A 25,619-nucleotide genomic window follows, 5' to 3' on the forward strand; every position below is an offset into this window, starting at 1 on the left:
TAGGGGGTAAGCTCATCATTGAATGCAACGATAGTACGTCACATTCTTGATACCATCGCAAACATGTTTCCCGATGCACATTGTGAACTAAAGCACAGCAACGCGTTTGAACTTACCATCGCGGTTTTGTTGTCGGCACAATGTACGGATGAAACGGTAAATAAAGTGACAGTGGACCTGTTCCAAAAATATAAAACTCCTGAAGATTATATTGCTGTTCCTCTAGAAGAATTGGAACAAGATATCAGAAGAATCGGTTTGTATCGCAACAAGGCGAAGCATATACAGAATATGTGCCGTATTTTGATAGAGCAGTATGAAGGAGAAGTGCCAAGTGAACACGATCGCCTGGTTCAACTACCAGGAGTAGGGCGAAAAACTGCAAATGTGGTAGTCTCCAACGCTTTTGGAGTTCCGGCAATTGCAGTGGATACCCACGTAGAGCGTGTGTCGAAACGATTGGGTCTTGCGGGATGGAAAGATTCCGTTCTTGAAGTGGAGAAAAAGCTGATGAAAAGAGTACCCATGGATGAATGGACGATTACCCATCACAGACTCATCTTTTTTGGCCGATATCATTGTAAGGCACAGTCACCTAAATGTCAGGTCTGTCCGCTTCTGGACGTCTGTCGTGAAGGGAAAAAGCGTATGAAAACGTCCCAAATCAGGAAAGATAAGGAACGAGGATCATCTGCTTTAACCAAGAGAAAATAGTAAACGAATAGTAGAGGATGAGAAAAATGAAATGCATTTCCGTGTACACAGACAAATTTGACGCTTTTTCTGATATTTTTGAAGAAGTAGTCGCAACTGAAATGAGCGAAAATGAAGAAAAAGAAATCGAAGGAATTACAGTAAGCCATTCCGGCGATGTTCCTGAACATTATCTTGAGCGTATGTCTCAAAAAACTGAAGTGGTTGTAATGAAAGATAAGTTAAGAAACATTACGATCCTGCAGCATGGACAAGTATTTGAAATCTTGCTTCCTACGCTTGAGAATGCAGTTCAATAAAGAATTTGTAAAACTATAAATAGGCTGAATATTTCAGAAATAGATTATTCAGCGATCAACCGAGTCCCGCGTTTCGATAAGAAAGTGATCTTTCTTATCGAGCGAGGGAGTCGGTTTTATTTTATTCTGAAAGATTTTGCGAAATTAGGTTCAAATCTCCAGTTCTGAGTGATAAAATGTACATATTTGGTTGAAAAGAAAAGTTGAGAAGGAGCCTGACTAGGACATGCTGACACACAGGAGCAGACAGAATGAAGAAATGCGAGAGCGTTTACAAGAACTGCAACAGTTTTTTATTCAGCACGAGGACAAGACAGCATCATCTGCCATGGAAGATTTACTTCAGAAAGCGGCCGTAGATGAAGTGACGATTGCCTTTTGTGGTCATTTTTCAGCCGGAAAATCAAGTCTGATTAATAGTCTATGCGGTAAAAAAGTACTCCCAGCAAGTCCTGTACCTACGAGTGCCAATGTAGTGGCTATTCGAAATGGACAAAAGTTAGCTAAAATATACCAAACGCAGCAAGAAGGTGAACGAGAGTTCTCTTCCGACGAAATAAGTCCCATCGTAGCAATGCCTGAAGAATTAGATGAGTATTGTAAGAATGGTGAACAGTACTCTTATATCGAGGTGTGGGATGAGGTTCCCCTTCTGCAAGAGCATGCTGTTTTACTGGATACACCTGGTGTAGACTCGACTGACGATGCTCACAAGAAAGCAACGGATTCAGCTTTACATCTGGCTGATGCTGTTTTCTATGTGATGGATTATAACCATGTACAATCGGAGAATAATTTATCTTTTGCAAAAAGCTTGTCCGATTGGGGGAAACCTCTTTATCTAGTCGTAACCCAGATTGATAAACACCGTGAACAAGAGCTTAGCTTTTCAGCGTACCGAAGTGCTGTAGAGGAAGTATTTGCTGCGTGGGAAGTTACCTATGCGGGTCTCTTATTCACGACGTTGAAACAAAAGACACATCCATACAACCAGTGGAATGAACTAGTTCAACTGGTTAAAACCATTCCTGATCTCCGATCAGACCTTATCCAGCACAGTATTGCCTCGTCTACACGTCATGTAGGAGAAGAATTTGTCAAGAACTGGGAAGCAAAACATGAGGATAGGAAAGTACAAATGCTGAATGAGCTTGGAGGAGAAGAAGGTGCGGTAAGACTGGCTTCCGAGACCTCGCGTTTTAATCAAGAAATCGCGCAGATAAAGGAAATGACTGCTGAAGAAAGAAAACATTTTCGAACTGAGGCAGATCAGTTGCTGTCTTCAGCCAATATCACGCCTGCAGACGTAAGATCAGCTGCCGAGAGTTATCTAGAAAGCAGACGCCCGGGATTCAAAGTTGGCTTTTTATTTAGCTCAGGGAAGACGGAGCAAGAAAAAGAGACACGCCTGCAGCAATTTTGGGATCTCCTCACGAGACAAGCGGACGGGCAAATTGCCTTCCATCTTCGGAGTCTGTTAAGAGGGTTAGGGCAGTCCCATGGATTATGGAATGAAGAGTGGAACGAGAAATTAGAAGCAAATTTGTACACTCCTGAGGTAGAACTGATTACTAAACGTAAAGCACCTGATACGCAGATCACGGGGGAATATGTACTCAATTATTGTAAAGATCTGCGGGCAGACCTAATTGCATCCTACCGGAGATCCGCTCTTGAATTGGCAGATGCTCTGCTTCATGAGCTATCTGAGAAAAATGCATCTGTCCTTGTGGCTTTGGAGGAACAAAGAAAACAGCTGGATGTGAAAAATAAGGTTGCTGATCAGTTATCCCAGTTGGAGCAGCATATTCAGGATACGGCAGCGGCGGTGCGTGTGATGCTCCCGGCAATGACAACATTGACCTCGGATCTATTACCAGAGGTCAGTCACAAGACTGCTCCGGTGGAAACATCAGCAGTCCTACCCGGCACCGGTGTAGATCGTAATGTTGCTGCACCCGAGCATACGAGCTCCCTTACTGTGCGCAAGGAGCGTCCGGCTCTTACCGCTCGCCGGTATGAGCGACTGTCTGCAGCTGCAACAAGACTACGCGAGGCCGCAGCCCATCTAGCCCCCTATTCCGCTATGAACTCGGCGGTACGGGGACTGAATACACGCGCGGCATCCTTTGCCGGCGGAACATTCACTTTGGCGCTGTTTGGTGCATTCAGCGCCGGAAAATCATCATTCGCCAGTGCTTTGCTTGGCGAAGCAGTCTTGCCGGTATCGCCGCATCCAACCACAGCGGCAATAAACCGGATTATGGCGCCGCCAGAAGGCATGACGCACCGGACAGCACAAGTGACGATGAAATCCAAAGACAGCATCTGGGCAGATCTGTCGTTTTCATTTAATCTTCTTGGTCTTGGTGTTCCAGAAGAGAAGACATGGAGGGCGGCCGTGGGTGGGCTGACTCCGCAGCAAGTACATCCGGCGGGCCGTCCACATTACAGCTTTTTGAAAGCTGCAGCCCGTGGATATGATAATGCTTTGTCTAAGCTGGGACAATCTTTTGTAGTGAATATGGATGAATACCGGGCTTATGTTGCTGAAGAATCGAGATCTTGCTTTGTAGAGTCGATTGATTTGTATTACAGCTGTGATCTAACAAATCAAGGGATCATCATCGTTGATACACCAGGAGCTGACTCAATTAACGCAAGACATACCGGAGTTACATTTAACTATATGAAGAATGCGGATGCTCTAGTGTTTATAACGTATTACAACCATGCTTTTTCTCAGGGAGACAGGCAGTTCCTGAATCAACTGGGCCGGGTTAAGGACACGAAGTCCCTTGATAATATGTTTTTTGTGATCAATGCAGCGGATCTCGCAGCTTCTTCCGAAGAATTAGAACTGGTTAAAGATCATGTCAGCGAGAAACTACAACAAAACGGGGTGAGGTCCCCCCATCTTTATGCAGTTTCTAGTCTGCAAGCCCTTGATGCCAAGCAAACGGGGAACGAAGACAAACTTGCTGAGTCAGGTTTCACGGAGTTTGAACAAGCGTTCAGCACATTTGCAGGAGAAGAATTACTAGATATTGCTCTGCTTGAAGCAAATAATGATATTCTAATTGCCCGCAAAAGAGTAGAACAGTGGGTTCAAGATGCGCGTCAGGGAGCTGAAGCGAGAGAACATCGTAAAGTAGAACTAGAAAAGGCACTTACACAGGGGGAGCAGCTTCTTCAACTACTGGCAAATCAATCAAAAGATTACGAGATCGCTCAGGAGACTCAGGAATTAATTTTCCATACGGGTCAGCGTATTGGTTACCGCATTTCAGAGTTTATGTCTGAAGCATTCCACCCCTCTGTACTTAGAGAAGATGCAGGTGACTTAAAAGCCATATTTATCTCTTCAGGCCGGGAACTGCTTCGAATGCTGAATCTTGAAATGCAGCAAGAGCTGCTTGCAACTTCCATCAGGCTGGAGAACAAAGGGAAACAGCTGGTTACTGTAGCCGCAGAGGAGACGGTAAACGAACTCAGTGGGCTGACATCAGGCACCTCTCTGTCGGTCAGTTTATCGAAGGGGTGGGAAACTCCGTCTCTGCGGACGGGGGAAGAACAGGAGAGTATTGAATTTAAACTGTTTTGGAAATACTTCAAGAACCCAAAATCCTTTTTTGAAAGCAACGGCAGAAAAGAGTTACAGCAAGTCCTTGAGCCAGAGCTTAAACAATTCATCAGTAAACAGTTACAGCAGAACGAGTCTCTGCTTATGGATTACTATCAATCACTTATTCGGACATCGTTTCATGAGGTTTCCCTGGATCTCAGTGAGCAGTGGAAAGAGAATATATCTGGACTAGTCGCAGCCCTTGATTTGGCAGATGATTCAGAAAAGTTAGTCCTGCTTGCCCAAAAATTATCTTCACTCGAACAGGAATCACATATTTAAGAGTACAAAAAACACCCTTCCTATGCTTTTTTCGTAGCGGGGGTGTTTTTTTGCGCAGATGACCCTGAATAGGAGAGGATAGCTGACCATTTAATTGAGAGATGGGGATTATTTCCTGTTATTGCCCAATCATACGAAAAGAAGGCCAAATATGAGTTGATTCTCGCTTTGCCGAGGTGGTAATGCGGTGATAAACTTCATTAATGTTCGTAAAAAAGTAAATATTTTGAAGGAGGAGAAACATGGATGTTCTCAGGCAGCTGCAGAGCTTCTTCTGGTCCAAACGTAATTTGTTGTTTTTATCAATACTTTGCTTGGCCTTAGCGACTGCACTCGGGCTTATATACCCGAATCTACTGAGGGTACTCATTGATGATATGATAACGCCTCGTAATTTTGAAGGCGTTCCCATGCTTGCCCTAACCGTACTCGGAGTGGTCATTTTAAAATCATCATTGCAGTTCTTGCATGGCTTTTTTGGCGCTAGGCTTGGTAACTATCTTGCTTATCGTTTACGTAATGCATGTTACGAAAAATTACAGTTTTTGTCTTTCCGCTATTATGATACGGCTAAGACAGGGGACCTGATGTCACGGCTAACCGGTGACCTGGAAGCGATACGTAACTTTATCGGGTTCGGTTTTGCTCAGATTTTAAATATGGTTCTCATGGTTCTGTTTGGGTCGATTATGATGTTCTCAATTAATTGGCAGCTGACCTTATTTACAATGATCTTCATGCCGATCCTTGTGATGGTTGCTCTAAAATTTGAAACACAAATCCACCCTGCTTTCCAAGAAATGCGGCTGGCGATGAGCTCACTTACGACAGCGGTTCAAGAAAATGTAACCGGAGTGCGTACCGTTAAATCGTTTGCTCGTGAACCCCATGAGGTAGATAAGTTCTCAATTCGGAATGAACGCTATAAGTCGAATCAGATTTTTGCATCATCATTATGGGCTAAGTTTTTCCCGATCATGGAACTTCTGGCTTCGATGAGTGTTATATTACTTCTTGTTGTTGGCGGCAGATTAGTCATACAAAAAGAATTATCATTAGGCGAACTTGTTGCTTTCTTTAGTTTAATTTGGTACATAATCGGACCGATGTGGAATATTGGCTTCCATATCAATAACTATACACAGTCCAAAGCCTCCGGTGAACGCGTACTGGAGTTACTTAATCAGCCTATTGATGTTCAGGATACAGAGGATTCTATTATTCTTGCGCCCGAGCAGGTTAAGGGGCATGTTTCTTTTGAACATGTGACCTTTGCTTACGGAAACAAAATAGCAGCCGTTACAGATATTAATCTGGATGCACCACCGGGAACGGTTATTGGTTTTCTGGGAGGCACAGGATCGGGTAAATCAACGATTATTCAGCTGTTAATGCGCGCCTATAACATTAATTCAGGTTCGATCAAAATTGACGGCATGGAGATTAATGATATCAATATTCGAGCCTTACGCAGCCAGATTGCGGCCGTGTTCCAAGAGACATTCCTGTTCTCATCCAGTATTCGTAATAATATTTCATATGGTTTAAAAGACGTATCTATGGAGGAGATCATCCGCGCTTCTAAACTTGCAAAAGCCCATGATTTCATCATGGAAATGCCACTTGGGTACGACACGATTGTCGGTGAGCGGGGAATGGGCTTATCTGGTGGTCAGAAGCAGAGAATTGCGATCGCGAGAGCACTGCTCAAGAATCCTAAAATCCTCATTCTTGATGATGCGACGAGCGCAGTTGATATGGAGACAGAACATGAGATTCAGTCGGGGTTCCAGGAAGTTATGCGAGGAAGAACAACATTTATTATCGCCCATCGGATTTCCTCTTTAAGACATGCGGATGAAATATTGGTGCTTAACGAAGGTCACGTAGTTCAGCGGGGGACGCATGACGAACTGATTAAAGTTCCTGGTCAATACCAAGATGTCTATCATATTCAGTATGCGGATCATATCGCTCGTGAGCAGCGGGCACCCGGAAAGCAGGTGAACTCATGAGTGCAGATACAGCAGCAAGCAAGAAGATTCCAGGTACGAAGGAAAATAAAAACCAGGAACGATTTGTCTATCAAGATGACGAGGTGATAGAAAAGCCGTTTAACTGGGGAGAGTTCACTCGGTTGTTCGCTTATATGAAACCTTATGCAAAACAGTTACTGCCGATCATTATTGTTATGATGATACTTGGAACAATAACAAAATTGACCGTACCTTATCTGACCAGTCTTGCCATCGATAAAGCGATCGCACCGGCTGAAGGATCGCCGAGTCTCAGACTGCTATACTGGATTGCAGGGGGGATTTTGCTCCTATATATTATTCAGTGGGCAGCGGCTACTTACCGAATTAAATATACGAATATTATAGGACAGCGGGTTATTTACGACCTTAGAACTGATTTGTTTAAACATATACAGAAATTATCATTTTCCTTTTTTGATAAAAGACCTGCCGGTTCTGTTATGGTTCGAATAACCAACGACATCAACTCATTACAGGATTTGTTCACCAACGGGGTGGTTAACCTGATGATTGACTGCGTACAGCTCGTTGGGATTATGATCATTTTGCTCTTTATTAACTGGAAGCTGGGGCTCGCAGTGATACTAACGGTACCGGTAATGTTCCTTATATCGACGAAACTGAGAGTTCGAATCAGGCGGGCCTGGCAAGATGTACGTATGAAAAATTCACGGATTAATTCACATCTTAATGAATCCATTCAAGGGATTCGTGTTACTCAAGCTTACACACAAGAAGATGAGAACATGAAGTTCTTTGACCAAATGAATGCGACGAGCCGTAAATCCTGGAATAGAGCTTCGACAATGAACCAAGCATTCGGACCGCTGATCGAAATTACAGGCGGGGTAGGTTCCTTAATCTTATTCTGGTACGGGGCGTTTCTTATCCAATCAGGTGAACTCACCATTGGTCTTCTTGTCGCTTTTGCTAACTATGTCGGAAACTTTTGGGATCCGATTAACCGATTAGGTCAGATGTATAATCAGCTTCTTGTTGCCATGGCATCTTCAGAACGTATTTTTGAATTTATGGATGAAGAACCTGGCATTGCCGATAAGCCAAATGCGGTTCCGATTCCGTCAATCAAGGGCGATATTAAATTCGAGCATATTGTTTTTGAATATGAAAAAGGACGTCAGGCGCTAAAAGGGATTGATCTTGACGTCAAAGCAGGGCAGTCTATTGCGCTGGTTGGCCATACCGGTTCCGGTAAAAGTACCATTATTAACCTGCTTAGCAGATTTTACGATGTGACCGATGGCAAGCTGACGATTGATGGCTATGATATCAGGGATGTGACGATTCGCAGTCTGCGAAGTCAAATCGGTATTGTGCTTCAGGACACCTTTATTTTCTCCGGTACAATACGGGATAATATTAGATTTGGGCGCCTGGATGCGACCGATGAAGAGGTAGAAGCAGCCGCGAAAGCAGTTAATGCTCATGAATTTATAGTGAAACTTCCCGGCGGATACGAGACAGAAGTGGAAGAGCGGGGAAATGTATTGTCCATGGGCCAACGTCAGCTGCTGTCATTTGCGAGAGCCTTGCTGGCAGATCCGAGGATCTTAATCCTTGATGAAGCAACCGCGAGCATTGATACGGAGACAGAACTGAAAATACAAGAAGCACTGAAAGTGCTTCTAAAAGGTAGAACTTCATTTATGGTCGCTCACCGTCTTTCGACGATCCGGAATGCAGATAATATTATCGTGCTGGATCATGGTGAAATTAAAGAACAAGGAAATCATCAACAACTCATCCAGCAAAAAGGAATTTATAACGGATTGATTGAAGCTCAATTCAGATTTTTGTAAATTTTGTTCGTTAGAAAACGAAAATCCTTGTAATATTCACAAGAAAAAAGTCGAGCACTCTTGCATTCTGCCGCAATAACCCCGAAAATAGAGAAATGTAGTAGATTTCTCACATAGGGGGATGGGAGAGAATGTGGGGTGCTCCTTTTTCGGCTGAAGCCAAAAAGTTGCTGCTGCTTGGCAGCGGAGAGTTAGGAAAAGAAGTCATTATCGAAGCCCAAAGACTTGGTGTTGAGACCATTGCGGTCGATCGCTACGATAATGCTCCTGCGATGCAAATCGCCCATAGGTCATACTGTATTAATATGCTGGATGGAGAATTGTTACAAGAGATCATCCGGAAAGAGCAACCCGATGTAATCGTTCCTGAGATTGAAGCAATTGCAACCGATGCACTAGTTCAGCTTGAAGAAGAAGGATTTTGTGTAGTTCCAACCGCTAAAGCAACCAAGCTGACGATGGACCGGGAAGGAATCCGGCGCCTTGCAGCAGAGGAACTTGGTATTGCTACAGCTGCTTATCGATTTGCAGATAGTCTGGAAACTCTGCAAGCTGCAGTTCGTGAACTAGGAACTCCTTGTGTAGTAAAACCGCTGATGAGTTCCTCCGGTAAAGGTCAAAGTGTATGCCGTACCTATGAGGATGCTGAATCTAGTTGGAATGCTGCCTTGGATGGTGCTAGAGCGAAAACGACTCGTGTCATTGTTGAAGCATTTGTTGAATTTGAAAGTGAAATTACCCTGCTGACTGTCCGTTCTGTATCTGGAACGGTATTCTGCCCACCTATTGGACATATCCAAAAGGATGGGGATTATATAGAATCTTGGCAACCGCATCCGATGAGCGAAGAGCAGCTGAATGAAGCAAAAGAAATCGCAAAGAGGATTACAGATAAACTTGGAGGTTACGGTTTATTTGGGGTTGAACTTTTTCTGACGAAGGATGGAGTTGTATTTAGTGAGGTTTCTCCACGTCCCCATGATACCGGAATGGTAACCATGGTTACGCAGGACCTATCTGAATTCGCACTCCATGTAAGGGCAATTCTTGGTTTTCCAGTTACCGGAGTGGAGTTGTTAACACCAGGAGCTTCTGCTACACTAAAAGCAGATTTAGAGACAGCATCCTACAAAATTCTTGGGGTGTCAGAAGCACTATCTTTACCAAGGACTCAGGTTCGTTTATTCGGAAAACCTGAGACTAAAGTAGGAAGAAGAATGGCAGTAGCATTAAGTGCATCACCCAATGTTGAGAGTGCACGAGATACGGCAAAACAAGCCGCAAATATGTTGAAAGTGGAGGTTAACCATGTTAAGTAATGTAGAGGCCCCAGTACTGACGATTCGAGCGTGTGAACTGCACGATGTGGATGCGGTGACGAGTCTGATGCATGAGGTCAGATATCCAGCCACCCCTGGAGTCATGAGGGAACGCATCCAGATGAGTCAAACGAGCGAGAGAGCTTGTATGTTGGTAGCGGAAGTAGAAAATGAAGTAGTTGGTTTACTAGGTTTGCAATGTATTCAGTCTCATGCAAGCCGTAATCAAGCGACACAAATTACTTCCCTTATTGTCCGTCATTCACACCGAGGTGAAGGAATTGGGCGTAGACTACTGGAGCTGGCTGAAAGTTGGGCACGTGAACATGGAAGCGAAAAATTGCTTATTATCGAAGGCAATCGGGAACAACATAAGTCCTCATATCCATTTTACGAGCATATCGGTTTTATCAAACATGGGTATCGGTTCAGCAAGTCGCTGTAATCTATATATACGAGACAGACTCCATTTTTAATATATTCATAATAAAAATAATGAACAACCTAATGGCTTTTTTGCCATTAGGTTGTTTTGTTATGTCTTTCTTTTTTATTACATCATCGTTTAATTTGGAATATATTTCTGTATTTTTTATTACAAAACGATTCTGATTCTATACTCTCAAAAAGTTACGACTTTTTAACTATTTCCATAATTTACGGGTTAACAAACTAAGAAAGTACTGATATAATCCTAAACATACCAGTTACAAAATTGTAATAATTAATTTGGGAGTTGAAGTATTTTGAAAAAGAACGTTCTTAAGAAAACAATTATTGCAGGAGGTCTTTCCGCTGTACTCGCAGCTGGAATGTTGATTCCTGGAGCAGGGCTTGCTTCCGCTAATTCCTTGTCTTCCCAGAAAGGTCAAAGCTATAGTGGATATATTAAGCTGTGGCTGCAGCAAAATGGTTCCACAGGCGGAACCGTACAAAAACCGCAATCTGGCTCAAACTCAAACAATAATAATTCAAACAGCAGTACGGGCAACAATAGCACAAGCCAAAATCAAAGCAGTTCTTCTGTCGTATCCGCGTATGCAAAAGAAGTGGTGTCACTAGTAAATAAAGAACGTGCGAAGGCTGGCCTCAAACCGCTTGTTATTCACACGAATCTTACAAAAATGGCAGTAGCCAAAGCGCAAGATATGAATGATAACAACTATTTCAGTCATACGTCTCCAACTTATGGATCTCCATTTGATATGATGAAGAAGTTTGGAATTACTTATAAATATGCAGGTGAGAACATTGCCAAAGGGCAAAAAACGCCTGCAGAAGTGGTAAAAGCTTGGATGAACAGCCCAGGTCACAAAGCAAATATCATGAATGAGAATTTCACGCTGATCGGTGTAGGCTATGTTAACGGCTACTGGGTACAAGCTTTTGTCGGGAAATAATACATTTTTAACCTTTGATTAATATCATAACCTTATGATTTACCTTTACATGCAAGATGCCATATTTTTTTAGGTGCCATACTATTTTGTAGTTATTTTGAGATCTCCACTATTGTTGGAGGTCTTTTTTTTCGTTTTTGGCAGATAGTAAAGAAGAGAAGGCTGCATTGATTTGCAAATAAGGACGGGAAGTTTTATGTTTACTGTAAGTAAATACAGTGCGAAGGGAATGTTTTTGTGAAGTCATCGAGCAAAATTTGGATCACTGTAAGTACCTTATCCATCATTATGACGATCATACTTATTTATGGCTTTATTATGGCAGTTCAGGATATAGTGAACCCGTCAGGTGACACTGCTTTTATATCTGAACAGAAAGAGACGGCAATCACTTCCCCTATAGAACAATCCAAAGAAATTAAAATTGCTGCTATTGGTGACTCGCTTGCTAAAGGCACAGGAGATGATGAAGGAAAGGGGTTTGTTCGCAGGGTTGTCAGTATGCTTAAAGAAGATGGAAAAGAAGTTAGAGTTACAGCGAATTTAGCGATTAATGGACTTACTGCCGAGAAACTTCTTCCTCAACTAGATGAAGCAGGTGTGAAATATACACTAGAACAATCTAATCTTATTCTACTCTCCATCGGTGCGAATGATCTGTTTCAAGGCGCTCAAGTCAATCAAGGAGCGGATATCAATATTCCGGACACTGCTGCACTATATAAGCTTTTGCCGAAAGCCTCAGGATCGCTCGAAGAAGTGTTGAAAAAGATAGCTGAGATTAATCCTAACGCCGAGATTGTTTATGTTGGTTTATATAATCCATTCAGTGATTTGCAAGATCTAAAACAAGTTGGGAATGCTGTAGTAACCGCATGGAATAGTAAAGTACTTGAGCTGATTAATACGTATGATCAGATGGCTCTTGCATCCACATTTGACCTGTTTGAGAACAATGTGCCACAGCTGCTTGCCAGTGACCATTTTCATCCGAATGCACAGGGTTATGAAGAGATGGCAGAGCGAATTGTAGAGGTACTTGGCATCACTGATCAACATGGAAAAAAGGTGGAGATGGGCGATGAGTGAATATCTGTCACAAGAAATCGTATTGTCTGTGAAGCATCTGAAAAAAAAGATACGGCGCAAGTGGATTATTAAAGATGTTACTTTTGAAGTGCACGCTGGCGAAATCTTCGGATTTTTAGGACCGAATGGAGCTGGGAAGACAACCACAATCCGGATGCTTGTTGATTTAATTAAACCGACAGAAGGGGTTGTGGAGGTGTGCGGATACCCTGTACATCAAAAACCCGAGCAAGCACTAAGGTATGTAGGATCTATTGTCGAAAACCCGGAGATGTATAATTATCTAACAGGGTTTGAGAATTTGGAACACTTTGCACGAATGCTTCCGGACGTTACGGAGGAACGGATCTATGAAGTTACGAAGATTGTGGGACTGGGTCAGCGAATACATGATAAAGTGAGCACATACTCTTTGGGGATGCGTCAACGTTTAGGTATCGCACAGGCGCTTCTTGGAAATCCAAAATTACTTATATTAGATGAACCAACCAATGGTCTTGATCCGAAAGGGATAAAGGAACTGAGAGCTTTTATTAAAAAACTGGCAGAGGAAGGTTTAGCTGTTCTTGTCAGCAGTCATTTGCTTAGTGAGATCCAGCTTCTGTGTGATCGAGTGGCTATCATTAATAATGGTGAAGTGCTCACTGTAGGTAAAGTCGATGAACTTATTGGAGACCATAGTAATATCACGGTTTGGCATGTAACACCATTTGATGAGGGATCACGCTGGTTAACGAATCATCCGCGGATTAAGAGACTGCGAGATACATCCATGTTAGATGATACATTGATCGCGAATCTTGGACCGAATGCGATCATTACAGAGATGCCGGAGGAACTCGTATCACAAATGGTGAAAACCATGGTCATTGCGGGGGTGAAAGTGGAGGGAGTACAAAGAGTACATCCTACACTTGAACAGTTATTTTTACGAATGACAGAAGGTGAATCTATTGAATAGTCTCTTGCCTTTGGTGAAGAACGAGACCATTAAAATGATCAAGAAAAAAAGATTTTATGTGATTATACTCGTTTTGCTTGTATTAACGCCGATGTTTACCTATGCTCAGATGAAAGAGTCTGAATCAAAGCGCGAAAAGTTTGGAAATGACTGGCGACTTGAAATGCAGCAAGCGATCACGGATAATCAGAATTCACTCGGAAGTGACCGAGTACCAGAGGAATGGAAGAAATATCGCAGGATTTATATTCAGCAGCTTCAGTATTATCTCGAACATGATCTCAATCCCAATGAGCCTAGCGGGGTTACGTTTACAAGAGAGTTTATGAACAATTCCATTAACTTGTTTATTCCTTTGCTTGTGGTTGCAATGGCTTCAGATCTTGTATCTGGTGAGAGGACATCGGGCACGATTAAAATGTTGCTAACGAGACCAGTCCGAAGGTGGAAGATTTTGTTGAGTAAACTCCTTACCTTATTTTTATTCGTTTCTCTTCTTGTTCTTGCTGTATTTGTTATATGCTATCTTATAGCAGGACTCTTTTTTGGATATAAAGGATTTACGATGCCCATCTTTACCGGTTTTCAAATCAATGGTTCGGATGTGGATATGTCAAAAGTGCATACGGTGCCGCAGTGGAAATATTTACTGATGCAGTCTGGGCTCTTATGGTTTGTCAGTATCATCGTAGCGATCCTGTCTTTTATGGTGTCTACTCTAGTAAGGAGTACTTCTGCAAGTATAGTCATCATGATGGCTGCACTGATTGCAGGGAGTATCTTAACGAATATGGCTTCATCGTGGAGCACAGCCAAATATTTATTCATGGTGAATCTTGGTCTCACCGGTTACCTGTCAGGTACTTTACCGCCGATTGAGGGGATGACTTTCGTATTTTCACTTGGAGTTCTTTCCGTCTGGGGACTAATTGCACTGGTTGTTTCATTCCTTGTCTTTACGAAACGGGATATCTTGAATTAAAATGGACAAGGATAAGAAAACATCTGTTTGCATTTTTCGAAGTTTTAAGGTAAAAACAGAATAGGTTTCCAAAATTTGTCTATAGATTTTCATTAAGTTAAGGATTTCTATAGAAAAGATCCGCTTGTAATGTGAAATATATTAATATTCTAAAAGTGTGATCATTCATAAATGAGTGAAGGCATAAGAGGGGGAGCATTTATGGCCCAGGAAATGGATCTATCTGCTGGAGTTTCCGGCAAAGATATAGAAGCCGGTTATGGCGCTGATGATATTCAGGTGCTGGAAGGACTTGTTGCAGTACGGAAAAGACCAGGGATGTATATTGGTAGCACAAGTACTTCAGGCTTGCACCATTTAGTATGGGAGATTGTCGACAATGCGGTCGATGAACATTTAGCTAAGTATTGTAACAAAATTGAAATATCGCTACATAAAGATGGTTCAGTTACCGTTTATGATAATGGACGCGGTATTCCGACAGGGATGCACAAGACAGGAGTACCTACTCCGCAGGTCGTATATACGATTCTCCATGCTGGCGGTAAATTCGGCGGTGGCGGATATAAAAAATCAGGTGGCTTGCACGGAGTAGGAGCATCGGTTACCAATGCTTTGTCTGAATGGCTTGAAGTAGAGATTTATCGTGAAGGTAAAATTCACCGGATGCGCTTTGAATATTGGGTAGACAAAAAGGGCAAAGAGCATGTTGGTGAACCGGTAACGGGGCTTGAAGTGCTTGGAAATACGAATCGTACCGGAACGAAAGTTACATTTAAACCCGATAGCAGGGTATTCAAAAACGGGATTGCTCTCAGCTATGATACGTTGTCGGAGCGTCTTCAGGAGATTGCTTTTCTGAATTCAGGTTTGCGGATCGTACTGAAAGATGATCGTTCCGGGAAAACGGATGAATTCTATTACGAAGGTGGAGCAAAGCAGTTCGTTGAATATTTGAATGAAGGCAAAGACGTCCTAAACGAAGTAATCCATTTCAACGCGGAAAAGGATGACATCGAAGTCGAGATTGCTATTCAATATAATGCCGGATATACCGAAACGATCGCCTCGTTTGTAAACTCCATTCCTACTAGAGGTGGAGGTACGCACGAAACGGGATTCAAAACAGCGTACACACGGGTGATGAATGATTATGCCCGTCGAACAAGTATGATTAAAGAAAAAGATAAAAATCTCGAAGGAAATGATCTAAGAGAAGGTATGATGGCGGTTATCAGCGTAAAAATGTCTGAAGTCGAATTTGTAGGACAGACCAAAGACCAGCTTGGTAGCGCATCAGCTCGTAGTACGGTAGATCAAGTCGTGACCGAGAACTTACAGCGTTTCTTGGAAGAAAATCCGCAAATTGCACAAACATTAATTAGAAAAGCGGTTCAGGCTTCAAGAGCTCGTGAGGCTGCTCGTAAGGCAAGAGATGATATGCGTACGGGTAAGAAACGCAGTGAAAGTACCAATCTTGGAGGCAAGCTGACACCAGCCCAATCCAAAGATTTTACGAAAAACGAACTGTTTATCGTTGAGGGAGACTCTGCCGGTGGTTCCGCCAAACAGGGTAGGGATTCGAAGATCCAGGCGATACTGCCACTTAAAGGGAAACCAATGAATCCGGAAAAAGCGAAGCTTGCCGATATCATGAAAAATGAAGAATATCGTGCCATTACGGCAGCGATTGGTGCAGGAATTGGAACTGAGTTTGCCGTAGAAGACAGTAATTATTCCAAAATTATTATTATGACGGATGCAGATACAGATGGAGCGCATATTCAGGTCCTTTTACTTACATTTTTCTATCGTTACATGAAACCGCTCATTGATGCAGGCAAAGTATATATTGCTCAGCCGCCGCTTTATAAAATTTCTCGTAAATCCGGTAAGCAGCAGACCTCAAGGTACGCATGGACCGATGAGCAACTTCAAGATTATTTAAAAGAATTTGGAAAAGGTTTCGAACTGCAAAGATATAAAGGGCTGGGTGAAATGAATCCGGATCAATTGTGGGAAACGACAATGAATCCAGAGTCCAGAACTTTATTACAAGTGCAGATCGAAGATGCAGCAAAAGCAGAAAAAAGAGTATCCACCCTGATGGGTGACAAAGTAGATCCGCGTAAACGCTGGATTGTAGAGAATGTTGATTTTACAGAGTACGAAGAATAGAAGGTGCTTTGAATGAGTTTACCAGAACAATTTTTGCCGGCATTTTTAGAAGAAGTCGTTGGTGATCGCTTTGGCCGGTATTCTAAATATATAATTCAAGATAGAGCCATCCCTGATGTACGTGATGGGCTAAAACCTGTACAAAGACGTATTTTGTATGCGATGTATGATTCTCATAATACGCCTGACAAACCGTATCGGAAATCTGCCAAAACGGTAGGGGATGTAATGGGGAATTATCATCCCCATGGTGATTCCTCCATCTATGATGGTATGGTACGTATGGCACAGCCATGGAAAATGGGCCATGTGCTCGTTGACGGTCACGGTAACTGGGGTTCACAAGATGATGACCCGGCTGCAGCGATGCGTTATACGGAAGCAAGGTTATCACCCATTGCCATGGAGATCTTGCGTGATATTGAGAAGCGCACCGTTCTTTTTAAAGACAATTTCGATAATACGGCGAAGGAACCCGTGGTGCTTCCTTCCCGCTATCCAAACTTGTTGGTTAATGGGGCGAGCGGGATCTCATCAGGTTTTGCGACCGAGATTCCTACTCACAATTTAAGAGAAGTCATTGATGCTTGTATTGCGGTGATGGAGAAACCTTCGATTGAGCTTGATGAGATCATGACTTTCATTAAAGGTCCGGATTTTCCGACAGGCGGCATTATTATGGGCGGCGAAGGAATCCTGGATGCGTATCGTACCGGAAAAGGTCGTATCTATATTCGTTCTAAGACAGACATCGAGAATCTTCGCGGCGGTAAACAGCAAATTGTGATTACGGAAATCCCGTATCAAGTCGTGAAATCACGTCTTGTTACCGCGATGGAGACAATCCGCTTAGAGAAAAAAGTCGAGGGAATTGCAGAAGTACGGGATGAGAGCGGCCGAGAAGGTTTGCGAATTGTCGTTGAACTTAAAAAAGATGCAGATGCACAAGGTATTTTAGCTTATCTGTTCAAAAAGACAGATCTACAGGTCACTTATAATTTCAACATGGTGGCGATTGTTAATAAAGCGCCGCATCAACTTGGTTTGAAACCAATATTGGAAGCTTACATTAAGCATCAACGCGAAGTGGTAACCTATCGTACCAAATACGATTTGGAAAAAGCAGAAGACAGAGCACATGTCCTTGAAGGATTGGTAAAGGCTCTGAATATCCTTGATGAAGTGATTGCGGCAATTAAAGCCTCCAAGAATCGTCAAGATGCACAAAACAATCTGGAATGGATGTTTGGATTCTCTGAAAGACAAGCGGATTCCATTCTAACCTTGCAATTATACCGATTAACAAATCTTGAAATTACAACACTTCAAAAAGAGCTGGATGAAATCCAGAAAAAAGTGAAAGAATTACGTAGTATTTTGGAGAGCGACCGTAAATTGATTGGTATTATACGTAAGGAACTGAAGGAAATACGCGATAAATACGGTATAGATCGTCGATCAGCAATTCAAGATCAGGTAGAAGAGCTGAAAGTGAATCTTGAAGTACTGGTGAACTCAGAAGATGTGCTGGTGACCTTGTCAAATGACGGATATATCAAACGAACGAGTATGTTGTCATTTACTAGATCAGGAGCAGAACGCACAAGTTCTGGTGTCAAAGATGGTGATCTGATTACCTCAATTCTTGATGTCAATACACTTGATAACTTGCTTGTTTTCACACAGCGGGGACAATACTTCTTGCTTCCTGTCCATCAAATTCCAGAATTTAAGTGGAAGGAACCTGGTACCGCCATCGTAAATGTGATTCCTTTATCGAAAGAAGATAAAGTAATTAGTGTGATTCCTGTTCGTAATTTTGAACAAGAAGGATCTAGTCTCGTGTTTGTAACCAGACGCGGTCAAGTAAAACGTACCGAACTTAAGGAATATGCGACAAAACGTTCTTCCGCTGTAGCTGCTTGTAAAGTAGCGGCTGGGGATGAAATCATTCAAGTACAATTAAGTACAGGTAATAGACATCTTCTGCTTGTGACGAAAAATGGAATGAGCATACGCTTCTTGGAAAGTGAAGTGAATTCTATGGGCCGTGTATCTGGCGGAGTCAAAGGCATTCAGTTAAAAGATGATGATGAAGTAATCGCTGCATTATGGGTTGACGAAGATGAGGGTGAAGTTTTCACCATCACGGAACTTGGGTATGCTAAGCGTTCATTGCTGCTTGATTATCCTCTGCAAACCCGTGGAGGTAAGGGAGTCATTACCTTTGAATTCAAAGAAGGTAAAAGAGTAAGATCCAATGGAACCCGAATCGTTGCCGCTTATCATGTGAAAGAGCCTAAATCATTACTAGCTTGGACGGAACAAGGAAAGACACTTCCATTCACAACAGAGTCTGCACCGATATCCGACAAGAAAAGCGTTGGTAAATCGATTGTAGCCGCAGAAAAAGCAGATTTGATTGTGAAAATTCTACATTTGTCAGAGTGATCTAAAATAGATGTCATAACAAGTCCTCCACATGCCAAAATACGGCATGGAGGACTTTTTTTGATGCTTTTTTGGGAAGATTAAGAACCTTCGTCGATAAGGGTCGAGTGCCAAAAATGGGGCAGGATTCTTACTAAAAACATCGAAATGTTCATCTAACAAGATAATTCAGCTGGTGAATAGTAGACCATGTAAATCAAAGTTCATTGTGTACATTTTGGCCTAATCCATTGAAAGGGGAGGAAATGAATGCATTCTTCCGAATTTGTTAAATTGTGGTCCAGACTAACGAAGGACTATAAATCACATATGGAACAGGAACTGGCTCCTGTGTTGACCGAAGCCCAGCTTACTGTACTGGAACTTTTGCTGGAACACCCAACAATGAAACCTTCTGAATTTACGCCTTACTTAGCTACTACACCTGCAGCAGTTACGATGCTGCTTGATCGAATGGAGAAACATGAGTTAATAGAACGAAGAAGAGATGATCGTGATCGCCGGGTTGTGTGGATAACGCTAAGTGAAAAAGGAAGGCTCGAAGCGATACGAGGGATGACAATTAGAGAAGAATTCATAGATCAGACATTAAGTAAGATATCATCTCATAATCAGCAATTGCTGGTGTACCTTTTATCAAAAATCACAACACAAATGGCAACAACCAAACAGTCTTCTTAAATAAAAAGGTCTTAAACCAGAAATATAATATATTTCTGGTTTTATTTATGTATATATTTAATTAAGAAAGTAATTACATATGAAAATAGTTGACTATTTTCAATATCGGGTTATAATATTACTTTGTAACCCTTATATTTCGTATACGAAATATTATATATAATAACTATTTAGGGTGAATATAATGATGGCTTATGATGAGATGTACCGTATTTTCAATTCTTTCCGCCAAGTATCACAGACGTTTCATCGTAACTTTTGGGTTGATGAGGGTAATGGTGAGATCGAAGTAACCAGGATTCAACTCCTCGTATTATCTATTCTGATTGATCATCCGAATATTGGTCTTTCAGAACTCGCTGAACTTTGTCATATGGGAAACAGTACGATGAGTGGAGTCATAGATCGTTTGGTTAAAGCTGAGTTGGTTGTGAGGGAAAGATGTTTACAGGATAGAAGGTCACTCGAGCTTCATGTAACTGAAAAAGGCAAAGAAATCCAAGAAAAAATGTATCAATTGTTTATGAAGCGGGTAGCTCCAATGATGGATTTACCAAAGGAAGATATAGAAAACCTTTTACGCATTCATTCATTAATGATTCAAAAGATGGAGAAAGAGAGATGATTCGTTTTTATGAGTAGTATTGCTGTGAACCAGCCTTCTCAAGCTGGAGATGTAAAGAAAGGTCCTATTCTACTTGCAATGCTGCTGGGTGCGTTTGTTGCATTCTTGAACCAAACATTGCTTAACGTTGCCCTGCCAAGTATTATGGGAAGTTTGGATATTACAGAAACAACTGTACAATGGTTGTCTACCGGGTTTATGCTCGTTAATGGTGTATTAATGCCGGTAACTGCTTACCTGATGGCTAAATTTACTACCAGACAAATTTTTATTTCGGGTATGAGTCTATTTACGATCGGTACACTGTTATGTGGAATAAGTCCTACGTTTGCTATTCTGATGACGGGGCGTGTCATTCAAGCAGCGGGTGCTGCTATAATCATGCCTTTACTTTCTGTTGTTGTTCTTAACATTTTTCCAATTGAACAACGTGGTAAAGCAATGGGGATGATTGGGGTTGCCATGATTTTGGCTCCTGCTATTGGTCCTACGCTTTCAGGTTATGTTGTAGAAAATTATGATTGGAGAACTTTGTTCTGGATCATTTTGCCGATTGCTGTGATTTCTATACTTGTCGGTATGCGTTTTGTTAAAAATGTAACGCCTATAAGCAATCCTAAGCTAGATATCCCATCCGTTATTTTATCAACGATTGGGTTTGGTGGTTTACTGTACGGATTCAGTGATGCGGGTTCAAGCGGTTGGGGAGATCCGATTGTGGTTTCCTGTCTTGTTGTTGGAACAATTGCACTGCTTATATTTATTTTGAGACAGTTCAAACTCGAAACTCCGTTGCTAGAGTTCCGTGTCTTTAAGAACAGAATGTATTCGCTGAATACCTTAATTCTAGTTGTAGTTAATATGGCGATGTTCTCTGGTATGATTTTGCTTCCTATTTATCTTCAAACCACACGCGGGATCAGTGCATTAGATTCTGGTCTTCTCATGTTGCCAGGTGCGATTGTAATGGGAATTATGTCCCCGATTACAGGTGGATTATTTGATAAATTCGGCGCGAAATGGCTGAGTATTATTGGCTTGGTGATTACTGTAGTAACCACATACGAATTCAGTAAATTAACAATGGATACTTCCTATAATCACCTGATTCTGATGTATACATTCCGTATGTTCGGTATGTCACTCCTGATGATGCCAATTCAGACGGCTGCGCTTAATGATATACCGCAAAAGTTAAATGCACATGGTACGGTAATGTTGAATACGATGCGTACCGTATTTGGTGCAATTGGTACAGCGGTTTTCGTAACCCTTTATAGCAGTTCGCTTAAACAATACGTTATTGATCATACGGATGTAAATACGAATGATGCAGCAGCTGCAGCTAAATTAATGAAGGATGCCAGCATTCATGGTATTAACTTTGCCTTTATTATTGCTACGATTCTTACGGTTGTGGCTTTAGTCTTTGCCTTCTTTATCAAAAAATCGGTTCCGAAGGACGCTGCCGGTGCTCCTTCTGTTAAATCGGAAGTTAGCGCAAGCCAATCCAATTGAGTTGTTAGCTAACAAAAAAACCGTTCTGCTTAGCAGAGCGGTTTTTTTGTTGCTACTTTTTGTATTGTTAGACAAAAGGCTGACGTGCAGCACTTTGATATATACTTTCTTGCCATTCATTCCAAGGGTATTCTCTTGGTGGAATAGAGATAAGCTGCACATATTCTTTCGATACTGGATGAGGAAAACCAACAGAACAAGACCATAAAGAGAGTTGCTGCCCGGGCTTATTTACAGTGGAGCCATACTTTTGATCTCCATATAAAGGACAGCCCATTTCTTTACATTGAACTCTAATTTGATGAGATCTCCCTGTATGAAGAACGACTTGAATTAAGCTGAAATGATCATTTTGACCTAATACATAATAGTCAAGCACAGCATCTTTACCGCCAGGTGTTCCTTTAGGAACAGCCGTAACGATATTTGTCTTCTCATCCTTGAGTAAGGTATGTTCAAGCCTGCCTTGACGGGCAGGAGGATGACCATGAACGACAGCTACGTAGGTCTTATCAAATTTTCTGGTACGAACTGCATCAGAAAGTCGGGAAGCCGCTTTAGAGGTTTTTGCAAAAATCATAGCACCTCCAACAGGTCTGTCCAATCGGTGAACAAGTCCAAGGTAAACATTACCTGGTTTGTTAAACCTGATTTTTATATCTTCTTTTAGCAGATTCAGCATGTCCATATCACCCGATACATCTGCCTGTGTAGGGACATTAACGATTTTCTCGACACCTAATAGGTGATTGTCCTCGTAAAGAATGGTGAGAGGAGGTAAATTACGCCCATGTACCATCATTTATGATTCCCAGCGTCCCAGTATACCGCACGGCAGTGTCATACCAGATTTCGTAATCGGAAGACCGATCTCACCTGCTGATATTTTACCGCCATACTTATCCGTCATTGTCATGTTCAGCATGTTGGATAGAACCGTAGGAGAGATTCCCGTTGTATAAGAGTTAATCAGCATAAACAATGGGTTATCCGACAAAATTTCTGTGCAAGATTCAAGGAATGGATAGAGATTCTGTTCCAGCTTCCAAGTTTCACCGTTTGGACCACGTCCATAGGATGGAGGATCCATAATAATCGCATCATAACGGTTTCCACGGCGCTGTTCACGTTGTACAAACTTAAATACGTCATCTGTTATGAATCGAACAGGGCGATCTGCAAGGCCGGAAAGCTGAACGTTTTCTTTAGCCCACTGTACCATGCCTTTTGCAGCATCTACGTGAACGACACTTGCTCCTGCATAGGCAGAAGCAACAGTAGCTCCACCTGTATAAGCAAACAGGTTCAGCACAGAAATAGGTCTTCCTGCATTTTGAATCTTGTCCATCATCCAGCGCCAGTTGGCTGCTTGTTCTGGAAACAAACCTGTATGTTTAAAACTCGTAGGTTTAATATAAAATTTAAGCTGATCGTAAGAAATCGTCCAACGGTCTGGAATCGGTTTTTTCATATCCCAGTTTCCTCCGCCGGAGGAGCTGCGATGATAATGGCCATGCACATCGCGCCATGCACCTGTCTCTTTTTTTAGAGGCCAAATAATTTGCGGATCGGGTCTTCTAAGGATGATATCTCCCCAGCGTTCCAATTTCTCTCCGCCGCCAGTATCAATAACTTCATAGTCTTTCCAATCTTGAGCTGCGTACATGTAATTAATCCATCCTTCGTTTTTAACATTTAGATACTATTGTACAACAATTCTATGTTTTCATGCCAGTATTCCCCGGAATACTGCGGAAAAAACAAGACAAATTCACTTTAAGGATTGGTCTGATTCGCTTTTTTTGGGTAAACTTATGATATAGGAAGAAGGAGGAGAGCCATGGGTAACAGCAAAGTATGGATTTTATGGACGCTCATAAGTCTAGGTTTGTTTTCGATTGTACTATATATCTATTCCTTTATCGTATACCATTCAGGTCTTGATTTCGGATTTCTGATCTTTGGCGTACTTCCCCTCAGTATGGGATTATATGAACAATCTCGTATGAAGAAAACCAAAAATAGGAGGATGGAAAAGCAACTCTTACGGCTTGCTATGGAGCATGACCAGATGCTTACGATCTCTGAAATTGTATTGTATACAGAGATGGATCAGAAAACAGCTGAGCAGGTTTTAGATGAATTGCGTATAAAAGGACTCGTAAAAATAAAAGTCGCTGATAACGGAGTATGGGTATATGAATTTGAACCGTTGCTAACGAAAGAACAAAAACTTTCCGCTGAAAGAGTATAGCTGTGGAACAAACAAAATAATAACCTTTCGACTTACATAGAAAAGTAAAGAAACCAAATATGAAAATACGTCTTCACTCTAGAAGGCGTATTTTTTTGCATCTACAAAGGCGATAAAGGAAACAGAATTAATATATTGACAATGATAATCATTATCAAATATGATGAGGCAATAACATGATAAAGCGAGGGATATAGCTATGGCTAACATCTTGATAGTATATGCAAGTTTAACGGGAAACACAGAGGAAATTGCAGAATTAATTGCGGAAGGAATAAAAAAACAAAGCCATACAGCAGTACTGAAGACAGCTGAAGAGTGCAGGGCAGATGAAGTGCTGAATTATGACGGGTCACTGATTGGATTATACACGTGGGGAGACGGGGATTTACCAGATGAATTCTTAGATTTCTATGAGGAACTTGATGAAGTGGACCTCACAGGGTACCCCGTTTCTCTCTTTGGGAGTGGGGATACTTCATATGATTTATTCTGCGGAGCAGTTGATACCGCAGAGGCGAAGGTTAAGGAACGAGGCGCAGTGATCATGGAGTCGTCTTTGAAGATCGAATATAGTCCTTTAGATGAAGAAAAAAACGATTGCCGCGCATTCGGAGCGCGTTTTGCGTATCGTTTAGCTAGTATGATGAAGGAGGAAGTACAGAATGGTACATGCTCCTGATGGTAGGGTGAACAGGATTTTGAATGACTATCAATTAGAAGAGATGTTATGGTCTGAGAAGTCATGGAACCGGATCAGAAAGGAAGATAAGATACCTGAGAAGTATGTTTGGAGACATCGTGTACAGTATGCGGTTAGTCACGCTGTGAATCAGTATTATACGCTTCTTCCCGAGGTTCGTAGAGAAGTGCCTATTCCGTATTTACTTGAAAGACGCTGGCCAAGGCAAATCTCTGATTTTGATTCTGCTGACCATTATTGGCATGTGAAATCCCAGGTTACGGATGAACTTACCCGAGTGTTATCCCAAAGAGCAGAGTTTCTATATCCGACTCTGCTCTTTGAAGAGCTGAGCATTTTTGTTCCGGAGCTACAAATGGACTTATCTGTTATATTTCAAGCCGCATGGCAACTTGATAGGAATGCTGCTACACAATTAACCATACATAAGTACATGGTCTCTTATCACCCTGAGGTTATTAAGGCTTATCAACATCTGGCTACGGTTTTCTGTGTTCATGCTTTTGGGGAACTTCCGTATTGTATTGAAGTAGATTGTCTGATGGAAGGGAAGAAAGAGACCTATGTGCCTAACGAGGAAGATTATTTTTTTGCATTGGATTATATAAAGCTTGCATCCCCGCTCTGTAGTTCTGAGGGGAGGACGATGGAATCTATTTCTTTGGTTCTATAAGTTCTA

At 41.9% G+C, this 25,619-nt stretch carries 21 protein-coding genes; 19 read left to right on the forward strand and 2 right to left on the reverse strand.

From position 1 onward, the window contains the following. Window positions 1–18: 18 nt before the first annotated feature. The 16 genes from nth (at window position 19) to H9647_RS08620 (ending at window position 21,983) form a co-directional block, all read left to right on the forward strand. Entirely contained in the window at window positions 19–714 is a 696-nt protein-coding gene (gene nth, locus H9647_RS08545; protein WP_191799304.1) for an endonuclease III, read from the forward strand. 26 nt (window positions 715–740) lie between these two features. Continuing rightward, a complete protein-coding gene (locus H9647_RS08550; protein WP_191799305.1) occupies window positions 741–1,013 on the forward strand; it encodes an NAD/NADP transhydrogenase alpha subunit in 273 nt (90 codons plus the stop codon). Between the two features lie 226 nt (window positions 1,014–1,239). Then, entirely contained in the window at window positions 1,240–4,920 is a 3,681-nt protein-coding gene (locus tag H9647_RS08555) for a dynamin family protein (RefSeq protein WP_191799306.1), read from the forward strand. Window positions 4,921–5,162: 242 nt separating this feature from the next. Continuing rightward, window positions 5,163–6,935, forward strand: a complete 1,773-nt coding sequence (locus H9647_RS08560; protein WP_191799307.1) for an ABC transporter ATP-binding protein — start codon at window positions 5,163–5,165, stop codon at window positions 6,933–6,935. Continuing rightward, a complete protein-coding gene (locus H9647_RS08565; protein WP_191799308.1) occupies window positions 6,932–8,779 on the forward strand; it encodes an ABC transporter ATP-binding protein in 1,848 nt (615 codons plus the stop codon). The genes H9647_RS08560 and H9647_RS08565 overlap by 4 nt, the downstream gene beginning before the upstream one ends. Window positions 8,780–8,910: 131 nt before the next feature. Further along, window positions 8,911–10,098, forward strand: a complete 1,188-nt coding sequence (purT, locus tag H9647_RS08570) for a formate-dependent phosphoribosylglycinamide formyltransferase (protein WP_191799309.1) — start codon at window positions 8,911–8,913, stop codon at window positions 10,096–10,098. Further along, entirely contained in the window at window positions 10,088–10,543 is a 456-nt protein-coding gene (locus H9647_RS08575; RefSeq protein ID WP_191799310.1) for a GNAT family N-acetyltransferase, read from the forward strand. The genes purT and H9647_RS08575 overlap by 11 nt, the downstream gene beginning before the upstream one ends. 301 nt (window positions 10,544–10,844) lie before the next feature. Beyond that, window positions 10,845–11,498: a CAP domain-containing protein gene (locus H9647_RS08580; RefSeq protein ID WP_404822598.1), complete on the forward strand. Its 654-nt coding sequence runs from the start codon at window positions 10,845–10,847 to the stop codon at window positions 11,496–11,498. Between the two features lie 237 nt (window positions 11,499–11,735). After that, a complete protein-coding gene (locus H9647_RS08585; protein WP_191799311.1) occupies window positions 11,736–12,587 on the forward strand; it encodes a GDSL-type esterase/lipase family protein in 852 nt (283 codons plus the stop codon). Then, window positions 12,580–13,548 (forward strand): ABC transporter ATP-binding protein, encoded by a 969-nt coding sequence (locus H9647_RS08590; RefSeq protein ID WP_191799312.1) that lies wholly within the window; start codon window positions 12,580–12,582, stop codon window positions 13,546–13,548. Before H9647_RS08585 ends, H9647_RS08590 begins: the two co-directional genes overlap by 8 nt. Further along, a complete protein-coding gene (locus H9647_RS08595; RefSeq protein ID WP_191799313.1) occupies window positions 13,541–14,530 on the forward strand; it encodes an ABC transporter permease in 990 nt (329 codons plus the stop codon). Before H9647_RS08590 ends, H9647_RS08595 begins: the two co-directional genes overlap by 8 nt. 201 nt (window positions 14,531–14,731) lie before the next feature. Further along, a complete protein-coding gene (gene parE, locus H9647_RS08600; RefSeq protein ID WP_191799314.1) occupies window positions 14,732–16,708 on the forward strand; it encodes a DNA topoisomerase IV subunit B in 1,977 nt (658 codons plus the stop codon). 12 nt (window positions 16,709–16,720) lie between these two features. Further along, window positions 16,721–19,159, forward strand: coding sequence for a DNA gyrase subunit A (gene gyrA, locus H9647_RS08605; protein ID WP_191799315.1), 2,439 nt, complete (start codon window positions 16,721–16,723; stop codon window positions 19,157–19,159). A gap of 249 nt (window positions 19,160–19,408) precedes the next feature. Continuing rightward, window positions 19,409–19,840 (forward strand): MarR family winged helix-turn-helix transcriptional regulator, encoded by a 432-nt coding sequence (locus H9647_RS08610; protein WP_191799316.1) that lies wholly within the window; start codon window positions 19,409–19,411, stop codon window positions 19,838–19,840. 184 nt (window positions 19,841–20,024) lie between these two features. Beyond that, window positions 20,025–20,465 (forward strand): MarR family winged helix-turn-helix transcriptional regulator, encoded by a 441-nt coding sequence (locus tag H9647_RS08615; protein WP_191799317.1) that lies wholly within the window; start codon window positions 20,025–20,027, stop codon window positions 20,463–20,465. 9 nt (window positions 20,466–20,474) lie between these two features. Continuing rightward, entirely contained in the window at window positions 20,475–21,983 is a 1,509-nt protein-coding gene (locus tag H9647_RS08620) for a DHA2 family efflux MFS transporter permease subunit (RefSeq protein WP_191799318.1), read from the forward strand. Window positions 21,984–22,050: 67 nt separating this feature from the next. On the opposite strand, the gene H9647_RS08625 is transcribed toward H9647_RS08620, so the two are convergent. Then, window positions 22,051–22,785 carry an RluA family pseudouridine synthase gene (locus tag H9647_RS08625; RefSeq protein WP_191799319.1) on the reverse strand — a complete coding sequence of 245 codons (735 nt, stop codon included), beginning with the start codon at window positions 22,783–22,785 and terminating at the stop codon, window positions 22,051–22,053. Further along, on the reverse strand, window positions 22,786–23,649 hold the full coding sequence (locus H9647_RS08630) for a class I SAM-dependent methyltransferase (RefSeq protein WP_191799320.1): 864 nt from the start codon (window positions 23,647–23,649) through the stop codon (window positions 22,786–22,788). Between the two features lie 174 nt (window positions 23,650–23,823). Between H9647_RS08630 and H9647_RS08635 the strand changes: the two genes are divergently transcribed. From H9647_RS08635 to H9647_RS08645, 3 genes are all read left to right on the forward strand, one after another. Continuing rightward, window positions 23,824–24,237 carry a hypothetical protein gene (locus tag H9647_RS08635; RefSeq protein WP_191799321.1) on the forward strand — a complete coding sequence of 138 codons (414 nt, stop codon included), beginning with the start codon at window positions 23,824–23,826 and terminating at the stop codon, window positions 24,235–24,237. A gap of 199 nt (window positions 24,238–24,436) precedes the next feature. Continuing rightward, complete coding sequence (locus H9647_RS08640; RefSeq protein ID WP_191799322.1) at window positions 24,437–24,919, forward strand: flavodoxin; 483 nt, start codon at window positions 24,437–24,439, stop codon at window positions 24,917–24,919. Further along, window positions 24,903–25,613 carry a hypothetical protein gene (locus tag H9647_RS08645; RefSeq protein ID WP_191799323.1) on the forward strand — a complete coding sequence of 237 codons (711 nt, stop codon included), beginning with the start codon at window positions 24,903–24,905 and terminating at the stop codon, window positions 25,611–25,613. Before H9647_RS08640 ends, H9647_RS08645 begins: the two co-directional genes overlap by 17 nt. Window positions 25,614–25,619 lie beyond the last annotated feature (6 nt).

The sequence above is a fragment of the Paenibacillus gallinarum genome (genome assembly GCF_014836635.1).
Classification (GTDB): Bacteria; Bacillota; Bacilli; order Paenibacillales; family Paenibacillaceae; genus Paenibacillus; species Paenibacillus gallinarum.

Bases quoted from the DNA above. Each gene is read 5' to 3' on its own strand.
- H9647_RS08625 (WP_191799319.1), bottom strand. From the start codon at position 22,785: ATGATGGTACATGGGCGTAATTTACCTCCTCTCACCATTCTTTACGAG.
- H9647_RS08555 (WP_191799306.1), top strand. From the start codon at position 1,240: ATGCTGACACACAGGAGCAGACAGAATGAAGAAATGCGAGAGCGTTTA.
- H9647_RS08575 (WP_191799310.1), top strand. From the start codon at position 10,088: ATGTTAAGTAATGTAGAGGCCCCAGTACTGACGATTCGAGCGTGTGAA.
- H9647_RS08560 (WP_191799307.1), top strand. From the start codon at position 5,163: ATGGATGTTCTCAGGCAGCTGCAGAGCTTCTTCTGGTCCAAACGTAAT.
- H9647_RS08635 (WP_191799321.1), top strand. From the start codon at position 23,824: ATGGGTAACAGCAAAGTATGGATTTTATGGACGCTCATAAGTCTAGGT.
- H9647_RS08565 (WP_191799308.1), top strand. From the start codon at position 6,932: ATGAGTGCAGATACAGCAGCAAGCAAGAAGATTCCAGGTACGAAGGAA.
- H9647_RS08590 (WP_191799312.1), top strand. From the start codon at position 12,580: ATGAGTGAATATCTGTCACAAGAAATCGTATTGTCTGTGAAGCATCTG.
- H9647_RS08615 (WP_191799317.1), top strand. From the start codon at position 20,025: ATGATGGCTTATGATGAGATGTACCGTATTTTCAATTCTTTCCGCCAA.
- H9647_RS08610 (WP_191799316.1), top strand. From the start codon at position 19,409: ATGCATTCTTCCGAATTTGTTAAATTGTGGTCCAGACTAACGAAGGAC.
- H9647_RS08645 (WP_191799323.1), top strand. From the start codon at position 24,903: ATGGTACATGCTCCTGATGGTAGGGTGAACAGGATTTTGAATGACTAT.
- H9647_RS08640 (WP_191799322.1), top strand. From the start codon at position 24,437: ATGGCTAACATCTTGATAGTATATGCAAGTTTAACGGGAAACACAGAG.
- gyrA (WP_191799315.1), top strand. From the start codon at position 16,721: ATGAGTTTACCAGAACAATTTTTGCCGGCATTTTTAGAAGAAGTCGTT.
- H9647_RS08550 (WP_191799305.1), top strand. From the start codon at position 741: ATGAAATGCATTTCCGTGTACACAGACAAATTTGACGCTTTTTCTGAT.
- parE (WP_191799314.1), top strand. From the start codon at position 14,732: ATGGCCCAGGAAATGGATCTATCTGCTGGAGTTTCCGGCAAAGATATA.
- H9647_RS08620 (WP_191799318.1), top strand. From the start codon at position 20,475: ATGAGTAGTATTGCTGTGAACCAGCCTTCTCAAGCTGGAGATGTAAAG.
- H9647_RS08630 (WP_191799320.1), bottom strand. From the start codon at position 23,649: ATGTACGCAGCTCAAGATTGGAAAGACTATGAAGTTATTGATACTGGC.
- purT (WP_191799309.1), top strand. From the start codon at position 8,911: ATGTGGGGTGCTCCTTTTTCGGCTGAAGCCAAAAAGTTGCTGCTGCTT.